The 16067-nt window shown below is 67.5% G+C and carries 16 protein-coding genes and 1 pseudogene; 15 read left to right on the top strand and 2 right to left on the bottom strand.

The window, feature by feature from the left end:
* The first annotated feature begins 117 nt into the window (after positions 1–117).
* The 14 genes from PIB19_RS02630 to PIB19_RS02565 all read left to right on the top strand — a co-directional run bounded on the left by PIB19_RS02630 (position 118) and on the right by PIB19_RS02565 (position 12854).
* Entirely contained in the window at positions 118–930 is an 813-nt protein-coding gene (locus PIB19_RS02630; RefSeq protein WP_271239563.1) for an aldolase/citrate lyase family protein, read from the top strand.
* A 4-nt stretch (positions 931–934) separates the two neighbouring features.
* The gene (locus PIB19_RS02625; protein WP_271239562.1) at positions 935–1765 is read left to right on the top strand and encodes an inositol monophosphatase family protein; all 831 of its coding nucleotides are present in this window, start codon (positions 935–937) and stop codon (positions 1763–1765) included.
* Positions 1710–3626: an SLBB domain-containing protein gene (locus tag PIB19_RS02620; RefSeq protein ID WP_271239561.1), complete on the top strand. Its 1917-nt coding sequence runs from the start codon at positions 1710–1712 to the stop codon at positions 3624–3626. Before PIB19_RS02625 ends, PIB19_RS02620 begins: the two co-directional genes overlap by 56 nt.
* Entirely contained in the window at positions 3623–4720 is a 1098-nt protein-coding gene (locus PIB19_RS02615; RefSeq protein WP_271239560.1) for a capsule biosynthesis protein, read from the top strand. The genes PIB19_RS02620 and PIB19_RS02615 overlap by 4 nt, the downstream gene beginning before the upstream one ends.
* On the top strand, positions 4717–5685 hold the full coding sequence (locus PIB19_RS02610; RefSeq protein WP_271239559.1) for a glycosyltransferase family 2 protein: 969 nt from the start codon (positions 4717–4719) through the stop codon (positions 5683–5685). Before PIB19_RS02615 ends, PIB19_RS02610 begins: the two co-directional genes overlap by 4 nt.
* Positions 5682–6974: a hypothetical protein gene (locus PIB19_RS02605; protein ID WP_271239558.1), complete on the top strand. Its 1293-nt coding sequence runs from the start codon at positions 5682–5684 to the stop codon at positions 6972–6974. The genes PIB19_RS02610 and PIB19_RS02605 overlap by 4 nt, the downstream gene beginning before the upstream one ends.
* Positions 6971–7981 (top strand): NAD-dependent epimerase/dehydratase family protein, encoded by a 1011-nt coding sequence (locus PIB19_RS02600; protein WP_271239557.1) that lies wholly within the window; start codon positions 6971–6973, stop codon positions 7979–7981. The genes PIB19_RS02605 and PIB19_RS02600 overlap by 4 nt, the downstream gene beginning before the upstream one ends.
* Positions 7978–8430: a thiamine pyrophosphate-binding protein gene (locus PIB19_RS22725; RefSeq protein ID WP_336297242.1), complete on the top strand. Its 453-nt coding sequence runs from the start codon at positions 7978–7980 to the stop codon at positions 8428–8430. The genes PIB19_RS02600 and PIB19_RS22725 overlap by 4 nt, the downstream gene beginning before the upstream one ends.
* Positions 8393–9799, top strand: coding sequence for a thiamine pyrophosphate-binding protein (locus PIB19_RS02590; RefSeq protein ID WP_336297311.1), 1407 nt, complete (start codon positions 8393–8395; stop codon positions 9797–9799). The genes PIB19_RS22725 and PIB19_RS02590 overlap by 38 nt, the downstream gene beginning before the upstream one ends.
* Positions 9799–10200 (top strand): GtrA family protein, encoded by a 402-nt coding sequence (locus PIB19_RS02585; RefSeq protein ID WP_271239555.1) that lies wholly within the window; start codon positions 9799–9801, stop codon positions 10198–10200. The genes PIB19_RS02590 and PIB19_RS02585 overlap by 1 nt, the downstream gene beginning before the upstream one ends.
* Positions 10197–11150: a class I SAM-dependent methyltransferase gene (locus PIB19_RS02580; protein WP_271239554.1), complete on the top strand. Its 954-nt coding sequence runs from the start codon at positions 10197–10199 to the stop codon at positions 11148–11150. Before PIB19_RS02585 ends, PIB19_RS02580 begins: the two co-directional genes overlap by 4 nt.
* Before the next feature lie 113 nt (positions 11151–11263).
* Positions 11264–11905 carry an ArnT family glycosyltransferase gene (locus PIB19_RS02575; protein WP_271239553.1) on the top strand — a complete coding sequence of 214 codons (642 nt, stop codon included), beginning with the start codon at positions 11264–11266 and terminating at the stop codon, positions 11903–11905.
* Entirely contained in the window at positions 11902–12363 is a 462-nt protein-coding gene (locus tag PIB19_RS02570) for a hypothetical protein (protein ID WP_271239552.1), read from the top strand. Before PIB19_RS02575 ends, PIB19_RS02570 begins: the two co-directional genes overlap by 4 nt.
* Positions 12354–12854, top strand: coding sequence for a hypothetical protein (locus tag PIB19_RS02565; RefSeq protein ID WP_271239551.1), 501 nt, complete (start codon positions 12354–12356; stop codon positions 12852–12854). Before PIB19_RS02570 ends, PIB19_RS02565 begins: the two co-directional genes overlap by 10 nt.
* Positions 12855–12861: 7 nt before the next feature.
* On the opposite strand, the gene PIB19_RS02560 is transcribed toward PIB19_RS02565, so the two are convergent.
* Both PIB19_RS02560 and PIB19_RS02555 read right to left on the bottom strand, forming a co-directional pair.
* Positions 12862–14331: a hypothetical protein gene (locus PIB19_RS02560; RefSeq protein WP_271239550.1), complete on the bottom strand. Its 1470-nt coding sequence runs from the start codon at positions 14329–14331 to the stop codon at positions 12862–12864.
* A 70-nt stretch (positions 14332–14401) separates the two neighbouring features.
* Complete coding sequence (locus PIB19_RS02555) at positions 14402–14803, bottom strand: hypothetical protein (protein WP_271239549.1); 402 nt, start codon at positions 14801–14803, stop codon at positions 14402–14404.
* 133 nt (positions 14804–14936) lie between these two features.
* Between PIB19_RS02555 and PIB19_RS02550 the strand changes: the two are divergent.
* A pseudogene (locus PIB19_RS02550) lies at positions 14937–16062 on the top strand (DUF47 family protein).
* Positions 16063–16067: the final 5 nt, after the last annotated feature.

Raw genomic sequence — 16067 nt, 5'->3', positions numbered from 1 at the left:
GCTCGACCCGTAAGCCGAAATCGAAAAAATCTTCCTGCGCCGAAGCGTTGCGGAAACGCCTCGCAAGGTCCGTCTCACTCCCCGTCAGTACATGCTTTTCAGCCAGGGAGGCGAGGGATGAATGCCACGGAACGCCGCATGCTCGACATGCTCAGGAAAGGCCGCGATCGCTACGGCGTCGTCGCGGTCAAGGCGGAGTTCGAGGCGGAGGGCACGCGGCCCGACGAATTCCTGCGCCTGCTCGAACTCGCACATCGCGCCGACCTGAAAGTCGCGCTCAAGATCGGCGGATGCGAAGCGGTGTCCGATCTGCTCGCGTCCAGGCTCTACGGCGTCGATCACATCATCGCGCCGATGGTCGAGACTCCCTATGCCCTGACCAAGTTCGCCGAGGCCAGGGACAAGACCTATGGCGACAATCCCGAGGGCGCGCAGTTCCTGTTCAATCTCGAAACCGAGGCGACGCTCGGCAATCTCGACGCGATGCTGCCGATCGCCAAGGAAAAGCTCGACGGTATCGTCTTCGGCCGCGTCGATTTCACGCTTTCGCGCGGGTTGCCCCGCAACGCGATCAACGATCGCCAGATCACCGACGCGGTGCTCCGGGTCGCCCAGGCCTGCGCCACGCACGATCTCACGCTGGTGGTCGGCGGCTCGGTCGCGGTCGAGGCGGGCCCTGCCCTGCGCGAGATCCGCAGCGTGCGGCTCGACCGGTTCGAGACCCGGAAAGTGATCTTCGACGGCGCGGCGGCCACGTCTTCGTCGTTCGAGGCAGGCATCGCCAATGCAGTGGCATTCGAGCTCGCCTGGCTGGAGAACAAGCGCGATCATTACAGCGCGATCGCCGACGAGGATTCGTCGCGCATCCGGATGATCCAGGAGCGCAGCGCCGCCGCGGCGATCGATCGTCTCGCGAGCGCGGCTGCCTGATCCGATGCCGCTCCACGAAGAGGTCTCGGCGCTGATGCGCATGGTCGCCGCCGAAGTGATGATGCCGCGCTTCCGCGGCCTCGCCGACGCAGAGATCGCCATCAAGAGCGCAGGCGAAGTCGTCACCGTGGTCGACCGCGAGGCCGAGCTTCGCCTGCACGACGGACTGGCGGCGCTCGGGCTCGGCGCACGGATCATCGGCGAGGAAGCAGCCGAGGAAGATCCGGCGCTGCTTGACGGCGTCAGCGAAGGCCTGGTCTGGTTGATCGACCCGCTCGACGGCACCGCCAATTTCGCCGGCGGCCGTGCGCCGTTCGGCATGATGGTCGCCTTGGTCGAGAATGGCAGCACGGTTGCCGGGTGGATACTCGATCCGCTGAGCGGCCGGATGTGCCATGCCGTGCGCGGCATGGGCGCGACCTGCGACGGCGCCGTCGTCCGTGCCCGTCCGAGCGGCGCGCCACGTCCGCGCGCTGCGCTCGGTACCCATTTCCTCGCCCCGGATCGTCGCGCGCGGGTGCACGCCCGGGCCGATCTGGACTTGGATGTCGTCCCCGTCCCCCGCTGCGCCGCCGCAAGCTATCCGCGCCTCGTGCACGGCGAGGACGACGTCGCTTTGTTCCAGCGCATCCTTCCCTGGGATCACGCCGCCGGCGCGCTGTTCGTGACCGAGGCGGGCGGGCTCGTCACGCATTGGGATGGTTCGCCGTGGCGCGTCGGCGGCCGAGGCGTGGGCGTGCTCGCCGCCGCCAGCCCGTGGCTGTGGGAACGCGCCGCCAATGCCCTTCTCCACCCTGCGGCCGGATTGGTCGAAGAGGATCGTCTCGCCGCATGATTGCCCGATGGAAGCTCTTGGCGGGCTGCGCGCTCGCTGCCGCGCCCTTGCCCGCGACTGCCCAACTCGCCTCGCCGGTCGCGGGGGACAGCAGCAGCAAGCGGACCCGCTCGGCCGCCGCGCCGCCGCGGCGCAGGTCGCGGTCCCGCAGGCCGAGGCAGCACCCTATCAACCGACCGTCATCGACGTCCCCGCGCCCGATCCACGCGGCGGCACTGATCGGCCGCAGGACAATGCGACCCGGCCTGCCCCCTCGACACCGCCCAGCGAATTCGAGAGCTTCGTCTCCGCCGCGGCCGGCACGCCGCTCAGGCGCTTCGGCGCCGACCTGCTCGTGCCCGGCGCGCGCGACTTCACTGCCGGGCCGAGCGCGACCGTGCCGCCAGACTATCGCCTAAACCCCGGCGACGAACTGCTGCTCGGCCTCACCGGCTCAGTGCAAGCCGCCAATCTCCGCCTGACGATCGACAGCGAGGGGCGCATCTTCGTCCCCCGCATCGGCGCGATCACCGTCGGCGGCGTGCGCTATGGCGACGTGCACGACGTCATCGCGCGCCGGGTATCCCGGCAATATCGCGGCTTTCAGCTGGAGGTCGCGGTCGGGCGCCTGCACGGCGTGACGGTCTATGTCACCGGCTTCGCCGCGTCGCCGGGCTCGTACACGGTCGGCAGCCTGTCGACCTTGGTCAACGCCGTGCTGGCGTCGGGAGGTCCGGCCGCGGGTGGCAGCTTCCGTTCGATCCAGCTGCGCCGCGACGGCCGGATCGTCTCGGATTTCGATCTCTACGATCTGCTGCTCAAGGGCGATCGCAGCGGCGATTCCGTCCTCCAGAACGGCGACGTGCTCTACATAGCCCCGGCGGGTGAGCAGGTTGCCGTTATCGGCAGCGTAAATCGCGAGGCGATCTTCGAGCTCGCGCCCGGCGAGACGCTCAATGACGCGATCCTCTATGCCGGCGGCGTCAACACGGTGGCGGATGCGAGCCGGCTGATGGTGTTCGACTCGCTCGGCCGCGGACAGACCGGCTGGGAGGAATTGAGCGCGACCGAAGCGACGACCCGGAAAGCGCGCCGCGGCGACATCGTCCGCGTGCTCTCCAATGTCGGCATCGCCAGGCCGCTCGAGCAACAGGCGGTCCTCGTCACGATCAGCGGCGAGATATCCAAGCCCGGCCGCTATTATTTCAAGCCGGGCACGCGCCTCGCCGACGTGGTGACGCAGGCCGGCGGGCTGACCGCACAGGCCTTTCCCTATGCCAGCGTCATCACCCGCGAGAGTGTCAAGGCACAGCAGCAGCAGAGCTTCGAACGCGCCGTCGAGGATGTCGAGCTCCTGCTGACTTCGCAGCCGGTGACTTCGGCCAATCGCGCCCAGCTGGTCCAGCCCGCCAACCTCACATTGGTTCGCTCGATCGTCGATCAGCTGCGCGAACGCAAACCCAGCGGGCGGCTCGTCTTCGACCTGCCGGTGACTGCAAACGCGCTTCCGGGAGACCTGATCCTCGAGAATAACGACACCATCTACGTGCCCCCGCGCCCGGTGACGGTCGGCGTGTTCGGCGCGGTGCCGACGCCCGCCTCCTTCGCCTATCGCGACGGCGCCACGATCGGCGATTTCGTCCGGCTGGCGGGCGGCGTGCAGAAGATGGGCGACAAGGGCGAAGTCTTCGTCGTGCGCGCCAACGGCACCGTGCTGGCAGACGGCAAGCGCGTGCTGCGCGCGCCCGCTTTGCCCGGTGACCTCGTCTATGTGCCGATCGACGCCAACCGCGGCGAATTCTGGGCACGGCTGCGCGACATCACCGGCAGCCTGTTCGGCGGGCTGGTCGGCGCGGCTACGATCAAGGGGCTGACAGATTGAACCCGATCGCATTCGTGCAGGAGCCGCGCCGCCGCAGGATCGGTTATGCAGTGCTGGCGGTGCTCCTCGCAGTCCTGTGCGTCTTCCCGCAGCCCTATGTCGCCCGCGCCAAGCTGGTGCCGCAGGACAATAACAGCATCGGGCTGGGCTCGATGATGAACGCGCTGGGTGGGCAGCTTCAGGGCTTCGCGGCGTTGTTCGGCGGTGCCAAGCAGCCGATCGACATGTACCTCGCGATCGCGCGCGGCACCGAAGTCACCGACGCAGTCATCCAGAAGCTCGAGCTGGTCGGTCCGGGCGGCTATGCCAGCCAGGACCGCGCCCGCGTCGCTCTGGCAAAGAAGGCCGACATCCACTCGCTGACCGGCGGTATCGTCGAAGTCGAGGTGCGTACCCATGATCCGCGCCAGGCCGAGGCGATGACGCGGGCCTATGTGCAGGCGATCAGCGACCGGATCATCGCGCTCGGGCGGGACCGGGTCCAGCGCAAGCGCGAAGTGGTGCAGGAGCGCTTCAAGGAAGCGGCCGACCGCGTCGTGAAGAGCGAAGCCGCGCTCAATGCCTTCCGACGCCGCAACCGGCTGGCGGAACCCGAGGCGCAGCTCGGCTCGGCACTGTCGCTGCGCGCGGGGCTGGAGGCGCAGCTGCAGGCCAAATTGGTCGAGCTGCAGACGCTCCTGCGCTTCCAGGGCGAGGAGAACCCGCAGCTTCAGGCGGTGCAGTCCGAAGTCGCGTCGCTGCGCGGCCAGATCGCGCGGACCGCCAGCCCGAGCGCCGGCGTCGCCGGCCCCAATGTGGCGGGCCTGTCCGAAGTTTCGGGCGAGTATCTCAACCTCTATCGCGACTATCGCTTCGCGCAGGCGCTGTACGAGGTCTATGCGCGGTCCTCCGAGGAAGTCGCGGTGGAGACTCTCGCGGCCGAGACGGCGTCGGACGTCCAGCTGATCGAGGCGCCGCGGCTCGATTCCGAGCGCAAGTACAACATTCCTGCGGTGGCGCTGCTGGCGCTGCTGATCGCCCTCGCATTGTTCACCGAGGTCTATGCCCCCGCGACCGGCATCGACCTGCGCTTGCGTCCCAGGGCCGCGCAATGAAACCGGAGCTGTCGATCGTCATCCCCTGCTACAACGAGCAGGAGAATGTCCGCGCGATCTGCGCCGCGGTGACCGCCGAGGCGGCGCGGCACGTCCGCTCGCACGAGATAGTGCTGATCGACAACAACTCGACCGACGGCACCCGCGACCTGATGCGCACGCTTTGCGCCGAGGACCCGCGCATCCGCGCGATCTTCAACAACCGCAATTACGGCCAGATGCGCTCGCCGACCTATGGCATCTACCAGGCCGAGGGCGCGGCGGTGATCGGCATGTGCGCCGACTTCCAGGACCCGCCGGCGATGATCGGCGAATTCGTCAGCCAATGGCGCGCCGGCGCGCAGGTCGTGCTCGGCCAGCGGCGGTCGGAGCGCGCCTCGGCACTGCTCGGCGCCACGCGCCGGCTGGGCTACGCCTTCCTGCGCCGGTTCGGTGACTATCCGGTGATCCCCGGCGTGACCGGCTTCGGCCTGTACGATCGCGTGGTCGTCGATACGCTGGCAGCGTGGAACGAACCCGAGCCCTTCTTCCGCGGCATGCTCGTCGAAAGCGGTTTCCGGCTTGCGGTGGTGCCGTTCGACCGGCCCGAGCGTGCGGCCGGTACCAGCAAGAACGACTTCGCCGCTTTGGCTTCCTTCGCGCTGTCGGGCCTCGCCGGATCGGCCAAGTCGCTGCTGCGGATGCCGATCCTGCTCGCGTTCCTTGCCGCCGGTATCGCGTTGCTGACACTGCTCGGCGCAATTGTGGCGGGGCTTCTGAACGGGCCCTGGCTAGCGCTGCTCGGCTTCGCCACCGGCTTCGCCATGTTCGCCATATTGCTGCTGTTCCTCGGCCTGATCGGCGAGCAGGTCCGCGTGCTCGCCGAGCGAAGCCGCAACGTTCCGCTGGTGATCGAGGCTGAGCGAGTCAACTTCCCCGCCGACCGCGCACGCCCGGCGGCGCGCACCCTGATCCGGCGGCCGTGAACGGACGGCTGCGCCTGCTGCCGGAGCTGCTGCTCGCACTCGCCGTGGTGGCGAGCATGGTCTCTACCGCCATGGCGTTCCGCGCGACCGGCTATCTGCCGCAGCCCTTCGTGTTCGACACCAACGACACGTTCATGGACTGGTTCAACACCGCATATTGGGCCAACCGCCCCGGCGCCTACGACGTGTGGCGGAGCATCTATCCGCCGCTCTCGTTCGTTTTCCTCGACCTGTTCAGCCTGCCCGGCTGCTATCTCCAGTCACCGTTCTACGCCCGCGACTGCGACTGGCTCGGCACCGCGACGATCCTCGCTTTCTACGTGCTCGACGTGGTACTGGTCTGGCTGAGCTTCCGCCGCGCCGATCCACGCACCGCGCCGATGCGCGCGATCGCCTTCGGGCTCGGTCTGCCGCTCCTCTTCACGCTCGAGCGCGGAAACCTCATCCTGGTCGCCTTCGCGTGCTTCGTCATCGCCCACGGCCCGCTCGTCACGCGCGGACCGTGGCGCTGGCTGGCCGAAGCGGCGACGATCAACTTCAAGCCCTATCTGCTGCTCCCGGTGCTCGCCCACGCCGTGAAGCGCGACTGGCGCGCGCTCGAGCTGGCGGGGATCGCCACGATCTTCGTCTATCTGGTCACGCTGGCGATCGTCGGCGCCGGCACGCCGGTCGAGCTGGTGGCGAACACTGCCAATTGGGTCGTCTTCCAGAGCGGACAGGTGTGGAACGAGATCCATTATTCGACCAGCTACGCACCCTTGCTGCTGGTCCGCGGCTCGCAAATTCCGATACTCCAGTTCGTACCCTCGCGCACCGTCGAGGGAATCGAATTCCTCGTCCCCATCGTGATCCGCGCCAGCCAGGCGATCGCATTGCTGGCACTGGCAGGCGCATGGCTCCAGCCCAAGGCCCTACCCCTCCACCGCGTGTCGACGATCCTGCTCGCCGCCTATCTCGTGACTCAGTCGCCGGGCGGATACACCCAGACCTTCCTGCTCTTCCTCGTGCTGCTCGAGCCGTGGAAAGGCATCGGCCCGATCGTTGCGATCGTCTGCACCTATCTGTTGTGCCTCGTCACCGATTGGCCGCTGTCGACGGTGCTCGAACTCTCCACCAACAGCTGGCTGAGCGGCCAGCCGGTGACGCCGAGCTTCGGGCTGGCGATCGGCCATTTCGTCCGGCCGGGGCTGGTGGCATTGATCCTCTGGGCGCTGGCGCTCGACAGCATCGTCCGGGTGGTCCGTGCACACCGCATGCACCGCCCGTCGCTGGGGCTCGCAGCGGCATGATCTTCGAGCAGGACCTCGCGGCGATCGACCGCACGCTCGCACCGCTCTGGCCCCGGCTTTCCGGGACGCGGATATTCATGACCGGGGGCACCGGTTTCATCGGCCGATGGATGCTCGAAGCGCTCGCCCGCTCGGGTGTCGATGCAGAAGTGACTTTGCTCAGCCGCGATCCCGACAGCTTTGCCGAACGTGTACCGCATCTCGCTGCGCGCTTCCGCCTCGTGGCCGGGGACACGACCAGCTTCGCCGCTCCCGCCAACGACTATACGCATGTCATCCATGCCGCGACCGACGCGAGCGCCGCGCTCAACGCCAACGACCCGCGCCGGATGTTCGACACGATCGTTCATGGCACCAGGCGCGCGCTCGATCTGGCGACGGACTGCCGTGCGCGCTTCTTCTTCCTGAGCTCGGGCGCAGTCTATGGCGCACAGCCACAGCACGTAACGCACGTCGCCGAGGACTGGCGCGGCGGCCCCGATCCCTGCGACCCGCTCTCGGCCTATGGCGAAGGCAAGCGTGCGGCCGAAATGCTCTGCGCGATCTACGCGAAGCAGTTCGGCTTGAATGTGGTCAACGCCCGGATCTTCGCATTGCTCGGGCCGCTCCTCTCGCTCGACACCCACTTCGCCGCAGGCAATTTCATCCACGACGCGATGCAGGGCCGGACGATCCGCGTCGTCGGATCGGGCGAAGCCGTGCGCTCGTACCTCTACGCCGCCGATCTCACCGCATGGCTGTGGACACTGCTCATCGCCGGCAAGCCCGGCGCAGTCTGCAACGTCGGCTCGGAAGAGGCGGTGTCGATCGCCGAACTGGCCCGCCGCACCGCGTCGCTGCTCGGCGGCCCGGGCGTCGAGATCCTCGGCAAGCCCGATCCGGGCTGGAACCCCGGCCGCTACGTACCCTCGACCGCGCGCATTCGCAGCGAACTCGGCGTCGCCGCGACGACCAGCCTCGACGACGCGATCCGCCGCACCGCGCTCTCCAACGGATGGAAACCATGACTCAAGTGAAGCTCGCCGACTGGGTGGCCGATCGGCTCGCCGCGCATGGCATCGACCATGTCTTCATGCTCACCGGCGGCGGCGCGATGCACCTCAACCACGCGCTCGGGACGCATCCGAAGCTCACCACGACGTTCACCCATCACGAGCAGGCGCTGTCGATGGCGGCCGAGGCCTATTACCGGCTGACCAACCGCCTCGCCGTGGTCAACGTCACGTCGGGCCCCGGCGGCACCAATGCGATCACCGGCGTCTACGGCGCCTATGTCGATCTCGATCGGGATGCTGGTGATCTCGGGCCAGGTGAAGACCGAGACGACGGTTCGCGCCACGGGCTTGCCGCTGCGCCAGTTCGGCGATCAGGAACTCGATATCGAGGAACTGGTCCGGCCGATCACCAAGTACGTGACGATGGTCCTCGACCCGCTCAGCATCCGCTACCATCTTGAGAAGGCGCTGTATCTCGCCACCTCCGGCCGGCCCGGGCCGGTCTGGCTCGATATCCCGCTCGACGTGCAGGCCACCAAGATCGATCCCGATCAGCTCGCGGGCTTCGACCCCGCCGAGCTCGACGAGCCGTGGAAGGTCACCGATCTGGGGGCCGCGGCCACCGCCATCCTGGAAAAGCTCCGCACCGCCGAGCGTCCCGTTGTCTTCGCCGGCAGTGGCGTGCGATTGAGCGGCGCGCATGCAGATTTCCTCCGCCTGATCGAGAAGCTGGGCGTGCCGGTGGTCACCGGCTGGAACGCGCACGACGTGCTGTGGAACGCGCATCCGCTCTATGCCGGGCGCCCCGGCACGGTCGGCGATCGCGGCGGCAACATGGTGACGCAAAGCGCCGACCTGCTGCTGATCCTCGGCAGCCGGCTCAACATCCGCCAGGTCAGCTACAATTGGAAGACCTTCGCACGCGAGGCGTTCAAGATCTGGATCGACATCGATCCGGTGGAGCTGCGCAAGCCTACCGTGTCGCCCGACATGCCCGTCGTGGCGGACCTCGCCGACCTGATCCCCGCCCTGATCGAAGCGCCCTATGCGGGGCCGACGCCGGAGCATCGGGAATGGCTCGAATGGTCGCGCGAGCGCGTCCGGCGCTTCCCTGCGATGCTGCCCGAATATCGCGAGCACGGTCCCTCGATCCATCCCTATGCCGCGATGGACGCATTGTTCGCGCAGCTCGGCGAGGACGATGTCGTGGTCACCGGCAACGGCAGTGCCTGCGTGGTCAGCTTCCAGGTCGCCGAGATCAAGCGCGGGCAGCGGCTGTGGACCAACTCCGGCTGCGCGACGATGGGCTACGACCTCCCCGCCGCGATCGGCGTCTGCGCCGCGACCGGCGGCAGGCAGCGGGTGATCGCGATCGCCGGCGACGGCAGCATCATGATGAACCTGCAGGAGATGCAGACCATCGCCGGCTACGGCCTGCCGGTGAAGATCTTCCTGATCAACAACAACGGTTACGTGTCGATCTTCCAGACGCACCGGAACTTCTTCAACGGCGTCGAGGTCGGCGGCGGGCCCAAGAGCAACGTCACTTTCCCCGATTTCTCCAAGGTCGCGGCGGCGTTCGGTTTCAGCTATTTCCGCGCGGAATCGCACAACGACCTGCCCGGCGCGATCGCCGACGCACTCGCCGCCGAAGGGCCGGTGGTCTGCGAGATCATGATCGACGAGCATGTCGCCTTCGCCCCCAAGCTCAGCGCCAAGGCGCACCCCGACGGCCGCATAACCTCGCCGCCGCTGGAAGACCTCTCGCCGTTCCTGCCGCGTGAGACGCTGCGCGAGAATATGCGCATCGCATTGCTGGAGGAGGAATGATGCCCCGCGCCGAACGCCCGCTGCGCTTCATGCTCGCGGGAGCTGCGAACACGGCGTTCGGGCTGGCGATCTATCCGCTGCTGCTGTGGAGCGTCCCGGCGTTCCACACGCACTATCTGATCGCCCTCGGCGTCGCGCAGGCGATCAGCCTGTGCTTCGCCTTCGCGACCTACAAGATCGGCGTGTTTCGTACCCGCGGCAACGTCGCGCGCGAGTTCGGCACCTTCTCCAGCTTCTATCTGTTCAACTATGCCGCCAATTGGGCTGCGCTGCCGCTGCTGGTCGAGCTCGGCGGCGCGCCCCCGATCCTTGCGCAGCTCGGCTTCACTGCGCTTCTGATCCTGGGCAGCTGGTTCTGGCACAGCCGCGTCACCTTCCGATCCGCCGGAGGCCTTGTATGAGCGAATTCCTCCAGCGCGCCTGCCCCGCCTGCGGCGCCAGTCATATGCGCGAGGAAGCGCATAGCCCGGTTCGCGCCGAAACCATGACCGTCGACGCGTTGCGTCCCTATTGGTCGGGCCTGTTCGGCGAGAAGCGCTTCTTCACGTATCATCGCTGCCTTGGCTGCGAACTGCTCTACAACCCCGCATTCTTCGATCGCGAACGGCTCGGCGAACTCTATTCGAGCATGGCGCCGAACATGGAGATCGTCTCCAATGACGCCATCGCCGCTACCCAGAAAGGCTATTTCGACGCGGCCGTGGCCGACACCGTTCTCGGCGGCGGTTATCTCGAGATAGGGCCGGATGCCGGCTATATCGTGCGCGAGGCCGCGGCACGCGCTGCCTTCGAGCATTTCTGGCTGTTCGAGCCCAATCGCGCGATCCACGATACGCTCCGCGCCTCGGCAGGGGGCAAGCCGGCGACCCTGCTTACCGACATGGACGATCTGTCGCCCGTGCCCGATCGCTCGGTGGGATTGGCGGTGATGGTGCACGTGCTCGATCACCTGCTCGATCCGCTGGCGATGCTGGCGCAGATCCGCACCAAGCTGCGCCCGGGCGGCACGCTGCTGATCGTGACGCATAACGAGAAGTCGCTGCTGCGCCGCCTGATGGGCACGCGCTGGCCGCCCTTCTGCCTGCAGCATCCCGAGCTCTACAATCCGGCGACGATCACTGCGTTGCTCGGCCGCGCCGGCTATGCCGCAGTGCAGGTGACGCGCAGCCGAAACTATTTCCCGCTGCCGTTCCTCGCGCGCCAGGCGGCGTGGACGCTGGGCCTGAAGCTCGACCGCGTGCCGCTGCCCGACATCTCCCTGGGTCTGCGGCTGGGCAACATGCTCACGCTGGCGACTGCCCCGGCTCAGGCGGCGACGGACAGCGAACCCTGGCTCGCGGCGGCCGAATAGGCAGCCAGGATTACGGTTCGCATCGTCACTCCACGTCATCACTTCAGCACGATGACGCAGCCCTGCCCCCAGCCCGTAAGCCGAACCGCGATTCATGGATCGAACGCGGCCTGTTGCTCCTGATCCTGCTGATCGCGGCGGGCCTGCGCGTGCGCGGCATCGGCTTCGGCCTGCCCGCGCTCAACGATCCCGACGAACCGCTATTCATGATGACGGCCGTCGAGTTGCTGCGAAACCACAGCCTGAATCCGGGATGGTTCGGCCATCCCGGCACGATCACCCTTTATTCCATCGCGCTGGTCAGCCTCGCCGTCGGCGGGATCGGCATCGCGACCGGGCGCTATGCCGATACGGATGCGTTCGTCAGCGCGGTCTATGCCGATCCGGCGATCCTGTTCGTCCCCGTCCGGCTGCTCATCGCCGCCTGCGGTGTCGCCTGCGTCCTGCTGACCTGGCGGCTGGGCAAGCGGATCGGCGGATCGCACACCGGGTTGCTCGCCGCGGCGTTCCTCGCGGTCAACGCTGTGCATATCGACTATTCGCAGGTCATCCGCACCGATATCCAGGCCAGCGTCTTCATGCTGCTCTGCCTGCTCACCACGATCGCGATCGTCGAGCACGGCAGGCTGCGCGATTATCTGCTCGCGGGCGTCTTCGTAGGGCTTGGCTGCGCGACCAAATGGCCTGCGGCAACGATCGCGCTGAGCCCGGTCGTCGCCGGGCTCTGGCGCATTGCCCGGGAAATCGCGAGGTGACGCGGCTCGCCTTGTTCGCCGCCGCCGCTGTGGCTACGTTGTTGCTGGCCTCGCCCTATCTCCTGCTCGATTATCCCGCGGTCGTCCGCGATCTCGCCGGCGAAGCGCGACCGATGCACCCCGGCGCCACCGGGGGCGGCTTCTTCGTCAATCTCGCCTGGTATGTCGGCCATCCCCTGCTCGGCTCGCTGGGCGTGGGCGGACTTGCTCTCAGCGCATTCGGCATCGTCCTGATGGCGCTGCGCAACCGTACCGCTGCCGTCGCCGTACTGCCGGGAATTGCCGCCTTCGCCGTGCTGATCTCGATCCAGGCGCTGCGCTGGGAGCGCTGGCTGATCCCGTTGCTTCCCTTGCGGCGATCGCCCTGGGATACGCGGTGCATGTGCTCGCCGATGAGTTGCGATTGCGCACCGGCCGGAGGCTGCCCCTGCTCGAACCGCTCGCCGCTATGCTGCTGATGGTGCCGATGCTGCAGGCCGCGCAGCACCGGGCCGCCGAACGCGCGAACGACACCCGCCAGCTCGCCTCCGCCTGGATCCGCACGCACGCCCCGCCGGGCAGCACGGTGCTGGTCGAGCACTCCGCGATCGATCTCGTCTCCGGCCCCTGGAATTTGCTGTTCCCGCTGGGCAGCGCGGGGTGCATCGACGCGCGGAAACTGCTCGCGCGGAACATCCGCTACGCCGAGGCCGAGACCTTGCGCTCGGGGCGTCCTGTCGTAGATCTCGGCAATGTCGATCTGCCGCGCCTCGACGGCTGCCGCGCCCGCTACCTCGTCCTCAGCCACTATGACCGCTATCGCGACGACCGGACGCATTATGCCTCCGAATGGCGGCGCTATGCCGCGCTCACACAGGGAAGCACGCTGCGGCAGGTCATCGACCCGGCTCCGGGGCTGCGCGGCGGCCCGGCGGTCTATATCTTCGAACGCGTGCCGGGACCGCTGTAACTCAGGCTCAGCGGATTAGCGCCTCGTAACTGTCGCCGATCTGCGGCAGCATTAGCCGCGCCGCGAGGGCGGTGAGCGCGATCAACGCCAATGCCGCCAGCGCGATCCGCGCACCGCGTTTGGGCAAAGGCTCGGTGACGAGCAGGATCGCCGACAGCCCGGCCGCGAGCGTCGACCAGAGATGATAGCGCCAGTCGATCGCGATGCTGACGACGAGGAAGCTCCATTCCATCGCCGTCGCCGACAGCGCGAGCGGGACCGCGAGCCCGTGCGCTGCGCTTTGCGCGGGCCGGGCCAGCGCCAGCACCGCCAGCGCCACGGCCAAGGCGAAGATCGGCGCGCCCAGGGGGCTATCCACCAACCAGCCGGCGAGCCGATCATAGGCTGCTACCTGGCTTCCGGGCGAGCCCAGCCCGAATTTGTTCGGCTGGGATTCGGCCTGCGGCGCCGCTTGCGGGAAATGCCGGGGGACGAACCAGCGCATGGTCGCATTCCAGTGCGCGAGTCGGTGGGACAGATAGGCAACGGGATGCTCGCGGATCGCGCGCATCCAGGCCGAGAATATCTCCTGACGGGGTCGGCCAGCGAGGCCATGCTGTATGAAATCGCAGCGCTTTCCGATCGAGAATATGTCCCACAGGATCGACGAATAGCAGCGCTTTGCCTCCAATTGCCGCCACGTCTCGGGCGGGAGCAGCGGCACCGCCTCCGGGCCCGCGCGGTGCGCGATGCCGGCCATGTCGAAGATCGGCTGGGTCGCCTCGACTCCGCTCGCCTCGGCGCCGAGCAGGCCGTGATTGATCGCTGGGGACAAGGCCAGCGTCGCCACCGTCGCCGCGCCGATCAGCAGGAAGCGCGAGCGCCATTCCTGCCACCGCCAGGGCGCGAACAGTCCCACTGCGAGCGGCGCCACTGCGAAAATGGCATTGGACCGGACGAGCACCGCATAGCCGAGGAGTACGACCAGAGCAGCCGTGCCGATCGCGCCGAGCGGCTTCCCCGCGAGCCGCTTCCACGCGACGAGGCCAGTCGCGGCGAGCAGGGCGGCGGCCATCTGGCCGTCCTTGACCACCACCGCCTGCCAGCCGAGGGCGGGCGGCCACAGCCCGAGCGCGAGCACCGCCACCGCGGCGATCCGCGCACCGCCGCGCGCGAGTGCCGCTGCAACCAATCCCAGCCCGATCCAGTAGAGCACGGTCTGGAGCAGGAACATCGGCCCCTGCCCCGCCCAGCCCAATGCATGGAAGACCGACCAGAGCCGCGCCATCGCCGGCGGATGCCAGTCATAATAGGCACCGGAAACGACTTGCTGATACTGCGCCACAGTGTCGTAGTGCGCGACGCCGGGCCAGAAGAAGAGCAGCACCACGGCGCAGAGCACCGCCGACACCAGCCCGAACCGGGCTACCGGCGAAAATCCCCGTGCAAGGAACAGACGGTCAAACCACGAAGCTGGTCCAGTCCCGGGAGCCGACATGCGCGAATCCTAGGGACAGGCCTGCGCCAAGTCCATCAGCCAGGTTTGTTCGCCCCAGGGGCGGAACCGATCAGTTCGCCGGCTTGGGCTTGGTGTAGGGCACGAACTTGCCGAGCTGGACGAAGCCGCGCGGGAAGCGGCTGGCCGAATCGATGAGATGCACCGTGTCGATGCTGCACAATTGCGAGCCGGAGGTGCGCGTTACCAATATGACGTCATCGTCGAGCTGGTCCGCGCCGGAGCGCGGCTCGTTGACGTAGAGGCGCCCGCCCGCGCGATACACGATCGCCTTGCCTTCGATGATCTGGCTGTTGCTCACCGACGAGAGGCTGATGCAGTCGACCGGCTTGCCCGCGACGCGCCCGTCCAGCAGCTTCTGGAGCTTGACCTCCGGAGTGTCACGTTCGCCCGCGATGGCAGGCGTGGCAATGACTGCGGCGCCGAGGATCAGGATGGTGAGGAACTTGCGCATCGCGCGATCATGACACCCTTTGTCTGAACAAGGGCTGAAGGGCAGCGGGCAAGTCGCGGTCCCGCTTGAATTGCGGGACGATTGGAGCCATTGCGGCGAGCCGGCCAGACGCCGGCAGCCCCGGAACTCCGTCATTCGCCAAATCGCCGCCCTGCCCTATCGCAACGAAGACCCGGCAACCGATGCCGCGGTCCACATCCTGCTGGTCACTTCGCGCGGTACCGGCCGATGGGTGATACCCAAGGGCAATCCCATGTCGGGCACGCCGCCACATGCCGCGGCCGCGCTGGAAGCCGAGGAAGAGGCCGGCGTGGTCGGCCCCGTCTGCCCGACGCCACTCGGCTCCTATCGTTATCGCAAGCGGCGCGGCAGCGGCGCGTCGCTGATGATGGACGTCGATGTCTTTCCCCTCGCCGTGACGCGCGAGCTTCCCAGCTGGAAAGAGCAGCAGGAACGCGAGCGGCGCTGGTTCACGCTTTCGGAAGCGGCGGAAGCGGTGGAAGAGCCCGATCTGCGCGATCTCATCCGTTCGTTCGGCGCGTCCGAGTTCAAGGCTGCAACCCAGCGCACCGGCGTCCTCGGCGCCGTCGCTGAAAAATCGAGGTTAGGTCCGATGTTTGCCTGGTTCCAGCGCCTGTTGCCCCGCACGGGCAACTTCTTCGAACTGTTCGAGGCGCATTCGGTCACCGTCATGGCCGCCGGAGATGCGCTGGCGCGCCTGCTCGAGGGCGGCCCTGCGAGCGCGGAGCATATCCGCGAAGTCATCGAACGCGAGCATGATGCCGACAACATCACCCGCGAAGTGCTCCAGACCGTGCGGAAGACCTTCCTCACGCCGTTCGATCGCGGCGCGATCACCAGCCTGATCGGCGCGCTCGACGATCTCGATCGACGAGATGCAGGCGACGGTCAACGCGATCGCGCTGTATGAGGTCGAGAGCTTCTCACCCGAGATGAAGGACATGGCGGCCATCGTCGTCGATGCCGCGCGAGTCACGGCAGAGGCGATGCCGCTGCTCCGCAACGTCGCACAGAACAGCGCTCGCCTGCACGAGCTGACCGAGCGCCTCGTCCGCATGGAAGGCCATGCCGACGACATCCACGCCGCCGGGCTCAAGCGCTCGCTCAAGGAACATGGCGCGACCGATACGCTCAAGTTCGTCGTCGAGCGCGAGCTCTACAAGCATCTCGAGCGGATCGTCGACGCGTTCGAGGATGTCGCGAACGAGATCGACGGCATCGTCATCGATCACGCCTGACACGC

Source organism: Sphingomonas sp. 7/4-4 (assembly GCF_027941955.1).
In the GTDB taxonomy this organism is placed as follows: domain Bacteria; phylum Pseudomonadota; class Alphaproteobacteria; order Sphingomonadales; family Sphingomonadaceae; genus Sphingomonas.
The sequence above is the reverse complement of the archived record's forward strand: the minus strand, read 5'-3'. Positions and strand labels throughout refer to the sequence as shown.

Bases quoted from the DNA above. Each gene is read 5' to 3' on its own strand.
- PIB19_RS02585 (WP_271239555.1), top strand. From the start codon at position 9,799: ATGCCCCGCGCCGAACGCCCGCTGCGCTTCATGCTCGCGGGAGCTGCG.
- PIB19_RS02610 (WP_271239559.1), top strand. From the start codon at position 4,717: ATGAAACCGGAGCTGTCGATCGTCATCCCCTGCTACAACGAGCAGGAG.
- PIB19_RS02630 (WP_271239563.1), top strand. From the start codon at position 118: ATGAATGCCACGGAACGCCGCATGCTCGACATGCTCAGGAAAGGCCGC.
- PIB19_RS02565 (WP_271239551.1), top strand. From the start codon at position 12,354: ATGCTGCTGATGGTGCCGATGCTGCAGGCCGCGCAGCACCGGGCCGCC.
- PIB19_RS02625 (WP_271239562.1), top strand. From the start codon at position 935: ATGCCGCTCCACGAAGAGGTCTCGGCGCTGATGCGCATGGTCGCCGCC.
- PIB19_RS02580 (WP_271239554.1), top strand. From the start codon at position 10,197: ATGAGCGAATTCCTCCAGCGCGCCTGCCCCGCCTGCGGCGCCAGTCAT.
- PIB19_RS02560 (WP_271239550.1), bottom strand. From the start codon at position 14,331: ATGTCGGCTCCCGGGACTGGACCAGCTTCGTGGTTTGACCGTCTGTTC.
- PIB19_RS02555 (WP_271239549.1), bottom strand. From the start codon at position 14,803: ATGCGCAAGTTCCTCACCATCCTGATCCTCGGCGCCGCAGTCATTGCC.
- PIB19_RS02600 (WP_271239557.1), top strand. From the start codon at position 6,971: ATGATCTTCGAGCAGGACCTCGCGGCGATCGACCGCACGCTCGCACCG.
- PIB19_RS22725 (WP_336297242.1), top strand. From the start codon at position 7,978: ATGACTCAAGTGAAGCTCGCCGACTGGGTGGCCGATCGGCTCGCCGCG.
- PIB19_RS02590 (WP_336297311.1), top strand. From the start codon at position 8,393: ATGGTCCTCGACCCGCTCAGCATCCGCTACCATCTTGAGAAGGCGCTG.
- PIB19_RS02620 (WP_271239561.1), top strand. From the start codon at position 1,710: ATGCCCTTCTCCACCCTGCGGCCGGATTGGTCGAAGAGGATCGTCTCG.